General features: G+C 71.2%; 10 protein-coding genes. 5 read left to right on the top strand and 5 right to left on the bottom strand.

Annotated features, from left to right (window positions below; genetic code table 11):
- Window positions 1-35 precede the first annotated feature (35 nt).
- Window positions 36-1,334 (top strand): citrate synthase, encoded by a 1,299-nt coding sequence (locus OG408_RS13890; protein ID WP_266778940.1) that lies wholly within the window; start codon window positions 36-38, stop codon window positions 1,332-1,334.
- Between the two features lie 602 nt (window positions 1,335-1,936).
- Here OG408_RS13890 and OG408_RS13885 read toward each other — a convergent pair.
- From OG408_RS13885 to OG408_RS13865, 5 genes are all read right to left on the bottom strand, one after another.
- On the bottom strand, window positions 1,937-4,264 hold the full coding sequence (locus OG408_RS13885; protein ID WP_326670101.1) for a heavy metal translocating P-type ATPase: 2,328 nt from the start codon (window positions 4,262-4,264) through the stop codon (window positions 1,937-1,939).
- Between the two features lie 105 nt (window positions 4,265-4,369).
- Window positions 4,370-4,672, bottom strand: a complete 303-nt coding sequence (locus OG408_RS13880; RefSeq protein WP_266778936.1) for a heavy-metal-associated domain-containing protein — start codon at window positions 4,670-4,672, stop codon at window positions 4,370-4,372.
- A gap of 170 nt (window positions 4,673-4,842) precedes the next feature.
- A complete protein-coding gene (locus OG408_RS13875) occupies window positions 4,843-5,040 on the bottom strand; it encodes a helix-turn-helix transcriptional regulator (RefSeq protein ID WP_266778934.1) in 198 nt (65 codons plus the stop codon).
- A gap of 292 nt (window positions 5,041-5,332) precedes the next feature.
- On the bottom strand, window positions 5,333-5,779 hold the full coding sequence (locus OG408_RS13870; protein ID WP_285563648.1) for a peptidoglycan-binding domain-containing protein: 447 nt from the start codon (window positions 5,777-5,779) through the stop codon (window positions 5,333-5,335).
- A gap of 42 nt (window positions 5,780-5,821) precedes the next feature.
- Window positions 5,822-6,751 (bottom strand): sugar phosphate isomerase/epimerase family protein, encoded by a 930-nt coding sequence (locus OG408_RS13865; protein ID WP_266778930.1) that lies wholly within the window; start codon window positions 6,749-6,751, stop codon window positions 5,822-5,824.
- A gap of 147 nt (window positions 6,752-6,898) precedes the next feature.
- Here OG408_RS13865 and iolC point away from each other — a divergent pair, with 147 nt between their 5' ends.
- From iolC to OG408_RS13845, 4 genes are read left to right on the top strand one after another with little or no spacing between them, the layout of a single operon-like run.
- On the top strand, window positions 6,899-7,927 hold the full coding sequence (gene iolC, locus OG408_RS13860) for a 5-dehydro-2-deoxygluconokinase (protein WP_326670098.1): 1,029 nt from the start codon (window positions 6,899-6,901) through the stop codon (window positions 7,925-7,927).
- Window positions 7,924-8,820, top strand: a complete 897-nt coding sequence (gene iolB, locus OG408_RS13855) for a 5-deoxy-glucuronate isomerase (RefSeq protein ID WP_326670097.1) — start codon at window positions 7,924-7,926, stop codon at window positions 8,818-8,820. Before iolC ends, iolB begins: the two co-directional genes overlap by 4 nt.
- Entirely contained in the window at window positions 8,817-10,706 is a 1,890-nt protein-coding gene (iolD, locus tag OG408_RS13850) for a 3D-(3,5/4)-trihydroxycyclohexane-1,2-dione acylhydrolase (decyclizing) (protein WP_266778924.1), read from the top strand. Before iolB ends, iolD begins: the two co-directional genes overlap by 4 nt.
- A gap of 12 nt (window positions 10,707-10,718) precedes the next feature.
- Entirely contained in the window at window positions 10,719-12,218 is a 1,500-nt protein-coding gene (locus OG408_RS13845) for a CoA-acylating methylmalonate-semialdehyde dehydrogenase (RefSeq protein WP_266778922.1), read from the top strand.
- Window positions 12,219-12,235: the final 17 nt, after the last annotated feature.

Raw genomic sequence — 12,235 nt, 5'->3', positions numbered from 1 at the left:
CTCGAAGAAGAGGCACTACGTCGGTGAGGGATGACGTGAGCGAGCACACCAACAACGCTGTAGTACTGCGGTACGGCGATGACGAGTACACCTACCCGGTGATCGACAGCACCGTCGGCGACAAGGGCTTCGACATCGGGAAGCTCCGGGCGAACACCGGCCTGGTGACGCTGGACAGCGGATACGGCAACACCGCTGCCTATAAATCGGCCATCACCTACCTCGATGGCGAGCAGGGCATCCTGCGGTACCGCGGCTACCCCATCGAGCAGCTCGCCGAGCAGTCGACGTTCCTTGAGGTCGCGTACACGCTCATCAACGGTGAGCTTCCGAAGGTCGACGAGCTGTCGGCCTTCAAGAACGAGATCACCCAGCACACGCTGCTGCACGAGGACGTCAAGCGGTTCTTCGACGGCTTCCCGCGCGACGCCCACCCGATGGCCATGCTGTCCTCGGTCGTCAGCGCGCTGTCCACGTTCTACCAGGACAGCCACAACCCGTTCGACGAGGAGCAGCGTCACCTCTCGACGATCCGGCTGCTGGCCAAGCTGCCGACCATCGCGGCGTACGCGTACAAGAAGTCGATCGGTCACCCGTTCGTCTACCCGCGCAACGACCTCGGCTACGTCGAGAACTTCCTGCGGATGACCTTCTCGGTCCCCGCCCAGGAGTACGTGCCGGACCCGGTCGTCGTCTCGGCGCTGGAGAAGCTGCTCATCCTGCACGCGGACCACGAGCAGAACTGTTCGACCTCCACCGTGCGTCTGGTCGGCTCCTCGCAGGCGAACATGTTCGCCTCGATCTCCGCCGGCATCTCGGCGCTGTGGGGCCCCCTGCACGGTGGCGCCAACCAGTCGGTGCTGGAGATGCTGGAGAGCATCCAGGCCAACGGCGGCGACGTCGACTCCTTCATCCAGAAGGTGAAGAACAAGGAGGACGGCGTCCGCCTGATGGGCTTCGGCCACCGGGTGTACAAGTCCTTCGACCCGCGCGCCAAGATCATCAAGGCCGCGGCCCACGATGTGCTGTCCTCGCTCGGCAAGTCCGACGAGCTGCTCGACATCGCGCTCAAGCTGGAGGAGCACGCGCTCTCCGACGAGTACTTCGTCTCGCGCAACCTCTACCCCAACGTGGACTTCTACACCGGTCTGATCTACCGGGCCATGGGCTTCCCGAGCGAGATGTTCACCGTGCTCTTCGCGATCGGCCGTCTGCCGGGCTGGATCGCCCAGTGGCACGAGATGATCAAGGAGCCGGGTTCCCGCATCGGCCGCCCGCGCCAGATCTACACCGGCGAGGTCCTGCGCGACTTCGTCCCGGTCGAGGGCCGCTGAGCTCCGGTCACCCCCGCACCACCCCGGCCCTGACAGCCGGTTGCCTTCGCCCCGACTGCCGCGCTTTCGCACAGAGCGCGGTGTCCGGGGCGATTTGCTTGCCCGGGGGCTGCCGCGCCGGGGTCGTAGGCTGCGACGGCCGCCGCCATTTGGCCGCCCGCAGCCCGTCGGGCGGCCGGTTGTGCCGGACGCGTCGGGTCCGCTTGCGGGAGCGCTCCCGCGGGAAAGCGAGAAGCGCCTCGCCGTCGATCCCCCCACGGGCCGACAACGAGGCGCTTCCCATATCCCGGAGCGGATTCCCCCCACGGGATCCGGCCGGGCGTTCTGTGGGAGCCGAAGCTCCTGGGTTTCCTCGGTACTGCTGGTCGTGCTCTTCTCCCCGTACCGCCTGCCTACCGCCTGCGGTCTGCCGGGGTACGTACGTACGGGAGGGCCGCTCAAAGCTCCCCGGTGCACGTGCCCCGGCCAACGCTTGCCCGGAGCGTCCCCCAAGACCCTCCGACGGACGTCCCCCAAGACATCCTTGGCATCGCACTCTTAGACTCGCGAACCCACCGAATGGTTACCCTGAAACCGGTGTGATCTAGATCTCTTTGTGGAAATTACGTGAAGGACCGCAGGCGCAGGCTGTTCGTCACGACGAAGACCGAGGAGAAGGCCATCGCCGCTCCCGCAATCATAGGGTTGAGCAGGCCAAATGCCGCAAGGGGTAGAGCGGCAACGTTATAGCCGAATGCCCAGAAAAGGTTGCCCTTGATCGTGGCCAGGGTGCGCCTGGAGAGCCGGATGGCATCGGCGGCCACCTTGAGATCTCCACGAACGAGCGTCAGATCGCTCGCCTCGATCGCCGCGTCGGTGCCCGTGCCCATGGCCAGGCCGAGGTCGGCGGTGGCCAGCGCGGCCGCGTCGTTGACCCCGTCTCCGACCATGGCCACCGCGTGTCCCTGAGCCTGCAACCGCGCGATGACGTGCGCCTTCTCCTCGGGCAGCACCTCGGCGCGGACCTCGTCGATGCCGACCGCGCGGGCCACGGATTCCGCCACGGCCCGGTTGTCACCGGTCAGCAGGACCGGTGTCAGGCCCAGTGCGCGGAGATCGGCAACGGCCGCCGCGCTGGACTCCTTGACCGCGTCGGCCACCTCCAGGACGCCGCGCGCCTCACCGTCCCAGGCGACCGCGACCGCGGTGCGACCCTGGGCCGCCGCCTCCGTCACTGTGGCGGAAAGCACTCCGGAGATCTCGATTCCGGCGTCGGCGAGCAGCTGTTCGCGGCCGACGAGGACGGTGTGGCCCTCGACGACGCCCTGGACGCCGAGCCCGGGGATGTTGGTGAAGTCCTCGGGGGAGGGGAGCGGGGTGCCGGTCCGCTCGGTGGCTCCGGTGGCGACGGCCTGGGCGATGGGGTGCTCGGATGCGTGCTCCAGTGCGCCGGCGAGGCGCAGGACGTCCGCCTCGGTGGTGCCGTCGGCGGTGTGGACGTCGACGAGTGTCATCCGGCCGGTGGTGACGGTGCCGGTCTTGTCCAGGACGATCGTGTCGATACGGCGGGTGGTCTCCAGGACCTCGGGCCCCTTGATCAGGATGCCGAGCTGGGCGCCGCGGCCCGTGCCGACCATGAGGGCGGTCGGGGTGGCGAGGCCGAGGGCGCACGGGCAGGCGATGATCAGGACGGCGACGGCCGTGAACGAGGCCGTGACGTCGTCCGTGACCAGCAGCCAGGACACCAGGGTGACCAGGGCGATCACCAGGACGACGGGGACGAACACCGCCGAGATCCGGTCGGCCAGCCGCTGCACCTCCGCCTTGCCGTTCTGCGCGTCCTCGACCAGCTTCGCCATCCGGGCCAGCTGGGTGTCGGTGCCGACCCGGGTGGCCTCGACGACGAGCCGGCCGGAGACGTTCACCGTGGCGCCGGTGACGGAGTCCCCGGCCCGCACGTCGACGGGCACGGACTCGCCGGTGAGCATCGACGCGTCCACGGCCGACGCGCCCTCGACGACCGTGCCGTCGGTGGCGACCTTCTCGCCGGGGCGGACGACGAAGCGGTCGCCCACGACGAGCCGGCCGACGGGGACGCGTACCTCCGTACCGCCCCGCAGGACCGCCACGTCCTTGGCGCCCAGGTGCATCAGCGCCCGGAGGGCGGCACCCGCCTTCCGCTTGGACCTCGCCTCCAGATAGCGGCCCAGCAGGATGAAGGTGACGACCCCCGCCGCGACCTCCAGATAGATCGTGGACGAGCCCTCGGCACGGGAGACCGTGAGGTCGAAGCCGTGCCGCATCCCGGGCATCCCGGCGTCCCCGAGGAACAGCGCCCAGAGCGACCAGCCGAAGGCGGCGAGGGTCCCGACCGAGACCAGGGTGTCCATGGTGGCCGCGCCGTGCCGGAGGTTGGTCCAGGTGGCGCGGTGGAAGGGCAGCCCGCCCCAGACGACGACGGGGGCGGCGAGCGTGAGGGAGAGCCACTGCCAGTTGTCGAACTGGAGGGCCGGGATCATCGCGAGCAACACGACGGGGGCGGAGAGGACGGCCGAGACGATGAGCCGCTGACGCAGCGAGTCGAGAGCGGTGTCGGGGGCGGGGCCGGGCTGTGCGTCCGGTTCCGGGTCCGGCCCGGTGCCGAGGTCCGCGCCCGGGGTGGGCGGGACCTCCGCCGCCGGTGACGGGGATGCCGGTGCGGGGCGCTCCACCGGCTGCGCCGTGTAGCCGGTCCTCTCGACCGTGGCGATCAGATCCGCGATACCGGTTCCCGGACCGAAGGCGACCCGGGCCTTCTCGGTCGCGTAGTTCACGGTGGCGGTGACCCCGTCCATCCGATTCAGCTTCTTCTCGACGCGGGCCGCGCAGGACGCGCAGGTCATCCCGCCGATCGTGAACTCGGCCTCCGAGTCCTCCGCTGCCGGGACCTGGACGTCTGTTGCGCTGTGCATGTCCGAACTCCTGAAACGCCGACCGGGCCGTGCCCCACCAGTATCTGCTGGTCGGTCCGGCCCGGTGGCAAAGGGGTGATGCGGGTGCCGTGGATCCCGAGGTGGTCAGGCCCGGCCGGCGAGCTCGTATCCCGCCTCGTCGACCGCGGCGCGCACGGCCTCCTCGTCCAGGGCGGCGCGGGAGACGACCGTCACCTGGCCGGTGGACGCCACGGCCTTCACCGAGGTGACACCCTCGATACCGGAGATCTCCTCGGAGACCGCGCCCTCGCAGTGGCCGCAGGTCATGCCGGTCACCTGGTAGACGGCGGTCACGCCGCCCTGCCCGGCGTCCGCGCCGTCGTGGCAGGAGCCGCTGGGCGAGCAGCAGGAGCCGGTCGCCTGGGGGAGCTGGGTCTCGGCGGTCATCGTGTTCTCCTCTTCGACGAGCACAAATGGATGTGGCGGCAGGGGCCCAGGGGGACTGAGGGAGGGCCGGTGCGTCCCCACACTCATCACTCTATACCCCTAGGGGGTATGAATGCGAGCGGCTCCGGCCGCAGCCCGCCATTCGGGTGAGCGCAGGGGTGGGGGTGCGGTCAGTCCCGGCGGCCCCGGTTGCCCGGGCGGGCGGCGACCCAGGCGCGGACGGTGTCCGCGTACCAGTACGGCTTGCCGCTCTCCACGTGGTCCGGTGCCGGGAGCAGACCGTGTTTGCGGTAGGAGCGGACGGTGTCCGGCTGTACCCGGATGTGCGCGGCGATGTCCTTGTAGGACCAGAGCGTTCTGTCCGTCATAAGAGCCACCTCTCTGCACCGCAGCGGCGGCCTGGGGGCCGTCGGGGGAGCTGCGGCACGGACGCTGACGATCACTCAGCCTTGTGTCCGGTGAACGAGGGTGGCGGGAGGTGGGGTGGGGCTGTCGTGCGCCTGTGACGGAAAACCCGCGTAACGGAGATATGTGTGACGAGGGGGTCATCTCTGTGACAGAAGGAACGCATGGGGCCAAAGATGCGGGCGGGACGGAGCGGGCCGTGGCGGGTCGGTGCGGCGGCAGGGGGGTGAGCCCGACGGCCCACCCCCCTGTTGTCTACGCGTGCCAGAGCGCCGACCAGGTGCGCGGGCCCACGAGGCCGTCCGGGACGAGCGGCGGGTGGTCGGCCTGGAAGCGCTGGACGGCGGCGAGGGTCCGGGTGCCGAACACGCCGTCGACGGCCTCCCACGGCAGGTAGCGCCGGTTGGCCAGCATGCACTGCACCTGGGAGACGCGCTCGCCCTGTTCGCCGAAGACGGTCGTGCCGTCCCCGTCGTAGAACGCGCAGACGGGACTGGAGCCGGGCGGCGGTGCGTTGTCGCCGTCGGCCGCGGCCGGGGCGCCGGAGCACACGGCCAGTGCGGCGGCCAGGACGAGCCCGGCCAGGGCCGGGGCCCCGGCCGCGCGGCGGAAGGGTGCGATGGTGCGGATCACGGTGAGCTGCTCCTCGTGCGGTGCGGTGACGGCGGTGGCGGGCACCCCGTCCTCTCGTGAGGACAACACCGCCGCCCGCTCCCACGTCACGTCCGCCGGAGCCCCGGCGTGTCAGACGGTCCGGGCCGGCGGTCCGCCGCAGGAGCGCAGGAACTCCCGGGTGCGGCGGGCGATCGGGAACGGCCGGTCCGGCGGGCACGGGTACATGTCCTGCTCGACGATCGCGAACAGGTCCACGTCGAGGCGGCGGGCGGCGGCCAGTACGGGTTCCAGATCGGGGACCCCGCCCGGCGGTTCGCACATCACACCGCGCGCCACGGCGGGGCCGAACGGCACCTCGTCCGCCACCACCTGCGCCAGGATCTCCGGATCGACCTGCTTGAGGTGCAGATAGCCGATCCGCTCCCCGTAGGTCTCGATCAGCTTGACGCTGTCGCCGCCGCAGTAGGCGTAGTGACCGGTGTCCAGGCAGAGCGAGACCAGCTCGGGATCGGTGGCGTCGAGGAAGCGGCTGACGTTCTCCTCGCTGTCGATATGGGTGTCGGCGTGCGGGTGGACGACGATGCGCAGGCCGTAGCGGTCCTGCACCTCGCGCCCCAGCCGTTCCGTCTGGGTGGTCAGATGACGCCACTGCTCCGCGGTGAGGGTGCGGTCCTCCAGGACCTCGCCCGTCTTGTCGTCGCGCCAGAACGACGGGATGACCACGAGGTGGCCGGCGCCCATCGCCCGGGTGAGTGCCGCGATGTCCGCGACATGCGCCCAGGTCTGGTCCCAGACGTCCGGACCGTGGTGCAATCCGGTGAAAACGGTGCCCGCCGAGACGGTGAGCCCGCGGCTGCGGGTCTCGTCGGCGAGGCGGGCCGGGTCGGTCGGGAGGTAGCCGTACGGACCGAGCTCGATCCACTCGTAACCCGCGGTGGAGACCTCGTCGAGGAACCGCTGCCAGGGCACCTGCCGCGGATCGTCGGGGAACCACACCCCCCAGGAGTCGGGCGCTGAACCGATGCGGATGCGGGCCGGGGCGGAAGCGGAGGAGGTCATGCGGTCAAGCCTCACGGCCCCGGACGAGGAGTGTCAAGCAATGGTCCGAATGTCCGGACACATCATTCGCGGCGTTCCGGGGGAGGAGTCGACCGGGGGCCGGTCCGGTGCCGGCCGGCCGCCGCACCGGCCGTCGAAGGGACGCGGATGTCTGAACCGTACGACGTGATCACCATGGGACGGATCGGGGTCGACCTCTATCCCCTGCAGACGGGGGTGCCGCTCGCCCGGGTCGACACGTTCGGGAAGTTCCTCGGTGGTTCACCGACCAACGTCGCCGTCGCGGCGGCCCGCCTCGGCCACCGCACCGCGGTGCTGACCCGCACGGGGCGGGACGCCTTCGGGGAGTACCTCCGCCGGCAGCTGCGGGAGTTCGGGGTGGACGACCGGTGGGTGACGGCCGTCGGGGCGTACCCCACCCCGGTCACCTTCTGCGAGATCTTCCCGCCCGATGACTTCCCGCTCTACTTCTACCGCCGGCCCAAGGCCCCGGACCTGGAGATGTACGCATCCGAGCTCGACCTGGAAGCGGTCGCCGCCGCCCGGGTGTTCTGGATGACCGGCACCGGACTGTGCGCCGAACCCAGCCGCTCGGCGACGCTCGCCGCGCTCCGGGCACGTGGTCGCCGCGGCATCACGGTCTTCGACCTCGACTGGCGCCCGATGTTCTGGGACGACGCAGGGACGGGCGACGGGAGCGGCTCCACCGCCTGCGCGCACTACCGCGAGGCGCTCGCCCACGCCACCGTCGCCGTCGGCAACCTCGACGAGTGCGAGATCGCGACCGGCGAACGCGAACCGTATGCCGCCGCCCGCGCCCTCCTCGCCGCCGGGGTCGAACTGGCCGTCGTCAAGCAGGGCCCCGCAGGCGTCCTCGCGGTCCACCGCGACGGCACGGTGTCCGACGTACCGCCGCTCCCCGTCGAGGTGGTCAACGGCCTCGGCGCGGGCGACGCGTTCGGCGGCGCGCTCTGTCACGGGCTCCTCGCCGGCTGGGACACCGCCCGCGTGATGCGGTACGCCAACGCGGCGGGCGCCATCGTCGCATCGAGGCTCGCCTGCTCCTCCGCGATGCCGTTCCCGCACGAGGTCGAGGCGGCCCTCGCCGCGGGTGCCGTCACCGCCGACCGCCGCGCGGCTCTCGAACCGGACATGACGGGCAGGGAAGGGGCATGACGTTGCCGGGGACGACGAGGCACGGAGAGCCGGGGCACCATGTGCCCGCGGGCAGCGCGGCAAGCGGTCCGTACACCCTGGACATCGGTCCGGAACGGGCCGGCTGGGAGCGGTCGGGCCTGCGGGTGCTGGAGCTGGAGCCGGGAGGTGTTCACACACTTGTCACCGGGGAGAGCGAGTGGATCGTACTGCCGTTGACCGGTGGCTGTACGGTGCACATCTCAGATGAGATCTTTGAACTGCTGGGCCGGAAGAGCGTGTTCAGCGGGGTATCCGACTTCGCGTACGTACCGCGTGACGCCCATGCACAGATCGCCTCCGGCGCAGGCGGCCGCTTCGCCCTGGCAGGAGCGAAGTGCGAGCGACGACTCCCCGCTCGCTACGGCCCCGCGCCGGAGGTACCCGTCGAGCTGCGCGGCTCGGGCACCTGCTCGCGCCAGGTCAACAACTTCGCCGCGGCCGACACCTTCGACTGCGACCGGCTGATCGCCGTCGAGGTCCTCACCCCGGGCGGCAACTGGTCCTCCTACCCGCCGCACAAGCACGACGAGCACCACCCCGGCGAGGAGTCCGTCCTGGAGGAGATCTACTACTTCGAGGTGGCGGACGGCGGACTCGGCTACCACCGGGTCTCCCCGTCCCGCCCCGGCGGCACGGACGTCCTCGCCGAGGTCCGCAGCGGGGACGCCGTCCTGATCCCCGACGGCTGGCACGGCCCGTCCATCGCGCCGCCCGGCCGCACCCTGTACTACCTCAACGTCATGGCGGGCCCGGGGGAGCAGCGGGAGTGGCTGATCCGCGACCACCCCGACCACACCTGGATCCGCGACACCTGGCCCGGGGAGCCGGTGGACCCCCGGCTCCCGCTGTACGGGACGGAGGCCCACGGATGACCGGGACCGGCACCCGCCGCCTCACCACCGCCCAGGCCCTGATCGCCTTCCTCGCCCGGCAGTACACCGAGCGCGACGGGCGCCGGCACCGGCTGATCGGCGCCACCTGGGGGATCTTCGGCCACGGCAACGTCGCGGGCGTCGGCCAGGCGCTCCTGGAGACCGGGGGCGCGATGCCCTACCTCCAGGGCCGCAACGAGCAGGCCATGGTGCACGCGGCCGTCGGCTACGCCCGCCAGTCGGGCCGGCTGTCCGCGCACGCCGTCACCACCTCCATCGGCCCCGGCGCCACCAACCTCGTCACCGGCGCCGCCCTCGCCACCGTCAACCACCTCCCGGTCCTGCTGCTCCCCGGCGACACCTTCGCGACCCGGCCCGCCGACCCCGTGCTCCAGCAGCTCGAAGTGCCGTCCGCGGGCGACGTGTCCGTCAACGACTGCCTGCGGCCCGTCTCCCGCTACTTCGACCGGATCACCCGCCCCGAAGCGCTGATCCCGGCCGCTCTGCAGGCCATGCGGGTCCTCGCCGACCCGGCGGAGACCGGCGCGGTCACGCTCGCGCTGCCGCAGGACGTCCAGACCGAGGCGTACGACTGGCCGCCGGAGTTCTTCGCCCCGCGCGTCTGGCACGTACGCAGGCCCGCCCCCGACCCGTACGAGCTCGACCGGGCGGTCCGGGCGGTGCGCGCCGCCCGCCGGCCGCTGATCGTCGCCGGCGGCGGGGTCCGGCACAGCGCGGCGGAGGAGACCCTGGCCGCGTTCGCCGCCGCCACCCGCATCCCCGTCGCCTCCACCCAGGCCGGCAAGGGGGCCCTGCGCCACGACCACCCCGCCGACGTCGGCGGCATCGGCCACACGGGCACCGCGACCGCCGACGACCTGGCCCGCACCGCCGACCTCGTCATCGGGATCGGCACCCGCTACTCCGACTTCACCACCGCGTCCGCCACCCTCTTCGCCGGCCCGGACGTCCGCTTCCTCAACATCAACCTGACCGGCTTCGACGCCCACAAGCTCGGCGCGCTTCCGCTCGTCGCCGACGCCCGCACCGCACTGGAGGACCTCACCGCCGCCCTGGCCGGGCACCACTACCGCACGGAGGCCGCGTACGAGAGCGAGTACACCGACGCCAAGACCCGCTGGGAAGGACGCGTCGACGCGGCCTACGCCACCGAGGACCCCGACGCCCGCCCCACCCAGACCCAGGTCCTCGGCCTCCTCGACGAACTCGTCACCGGCGACGACATCCTGATCAACGCCGCCGGCTCGCTCCCCGGTGACCTGCACAAACTCTGGCGGACCCGGTCCCCGCTCCAGTACCACGTCGAGTACGGCTACTCCTGCATGGGATACGAGATCCCCGCCGCCATCGGCGTGCAGCTGGCCGCCCCCGGCCGCCCGGTCTGGGCGCTCGTCGGTGACGGCACGTACCTGATGAACCCCACCGAGATCGTCACCGCCGTCCAGGAGAACCTCCCGGTCAAACTCGTCATCCTGCAGAACCACGGCTACGCGTCGATCGGCGGTCTCTCCGCGTCCGTCGGCGCCGAAGGCTTCGGTACGGCCTACCGCCACCGGTCACCGGACGGCGGCTTCACCGGACCGCCGCTCCCCGTCGACCTCGCGGCCAACGCGGCCTCCCTCGGCATGCGGGTGCTGCGCGCCGGGACCGTACGCGAACTGCGCGAAGCCCTGGCCGAGGCCCGGTCGGCCGACCGTCCCACTTGTGTCTACGTCGAGACCGAAACGCCAGACACAGTGTCGGGCCCCCCTCCGGCACAGGCGTGGTGGGATGTTGCCGTAGCCGAAACGGCCACTCGCCCGTCGGCGGTAAAAGCCCGGGAAGAGTACGAACGTCACGTCACCGACCGACGCCGCCACCTCTGAAGGAGTCACAGCATGAAGACCGTCAACCACTGGATCGGTGGCAAGACCGTCGAGGGCGCGTCGGGCAACTACGGCCCGGTCACCGACCCGGCCACCGGTGCCGTCACCACCCAGGTCGCGCTGGCATCCCCGGACGAGGTCGACGCCGCGGTGGCCGCCGCGAAGGACGCGTACGCGACATGGGGCACGTCCTCGCTGTCCGCCCGCACCGCGATCCTCTTCCGCTACCGGGCCCTGCTGGACGCCCACCGCGACGACATCGCCGCGCTGATCACCGCCGAGCACGGCAAGGTGCACTCCGACGCGCTCGGCGAGGTGGCCCGCGGTCTGGAGATCGTCGAGCTGGCCTGCGGCATCACCACCCAGCTCAAGGGCGAGCTGTCCACCCAGGTCTCCACCAAGGTCGACGTCTCCTCGATCCGCCAGTCGATCGGTGTCGTCGCCGGCATCACGCCGTTCAACTTCCCGGCCATGGTGCCGATGTGGATGTTCCCGCTTGCCATCGCCTGCGGCAACACCTTCGTCCTCAAGCCGAGCGAGAAGGACCCGTCGGCCGCCAACCTGCTGGCGGAACTGGCCTCCGAGGCGGGTCTGCCGGACGGCGTCCTGAACGTCCTGCACGGCGACAAGGTCGCCGTCGACGGGCTGCTCAACCACCCGGACGTCTCCGTCGTCTCCTTCGTCGGCTCGACCCCGATCGCCCGCTACATCCACGCCACCGCGTCCGCCAACGGCAAGCGGGTCCAGGCGCTCGGCGGCGCGAAGAACCACATGCTGGTCCTGCCCGACGCGGACCTCGACGCCGCCGCCGACGCCGCCGTCTCCGCCGCGTACGGCTCCGCCGGTGAGCGCTGCATGGCGATCTCCGCGGTCGTCGCGGTCGGCGCCGTCGCCGACGACCTGGTCGCCCGGATCAAGGACCGCGCCGAGAAGATCAAGATCGGCCCCGGCAACGACCCGGCGTCCGAGATGGGCCCGCTGATCACCGCCGCCCACCGCGACAAGGTCGCCTCCTACGTCACCGGCGCGGCCGCCCAGGGCGCCGACGTCGTCCTCGACGGCACCGGCCACACGGTCGAGGGCTTCGAGGACGGCCACTGGATCGGCCTCTCCCTCCTCGACCACGTCTCCACCGAATCGGACGCCTACAAGGACGAGATCTTCGGCCCGGTCCTGTGCGTGCTGCGCGTCGGCACGTACGAGGAGGGCGTGGCGCTGATGAACGCCTCGCCGTACGGCAACGGCACCGCGATCTTCACCCGCGACGGCGGCGCCGCCCGCCGCTTCCAGCTGGAGATCGAGGCCGGCATGGTCGGCATCAACGTCCCGATCCCGGTGCCGGTCGGCTACCACTCCTTCGGTGGCTGGAAGGACTCGCTCTTCGGCGACCACCACATCTACGGCAACGACGGCGTGCACTTCTACACCCGCGGCAAGGTCACCACCACCCGCTGGCCGGACCCGGCCGACGCCCCCGCCGGCGTGGACCTGGGGTTCCCCCGTAACCACTGACCAGGGACACGCGACAT

Origin of the sequence: Streptomyces sp. NBC_01257 (assembly GCF_035917255.1) — a bacterium.
Lineage (GTDB): Bacteria > Actinomycetota > Actinomycetes > Streptomycetales > Streptomycetaceae > Streptomyces.
Note: the sequence above shows the minus strand (reverse complement) of the source record. Positions and strands in the feature narration are given on the sequence as shown.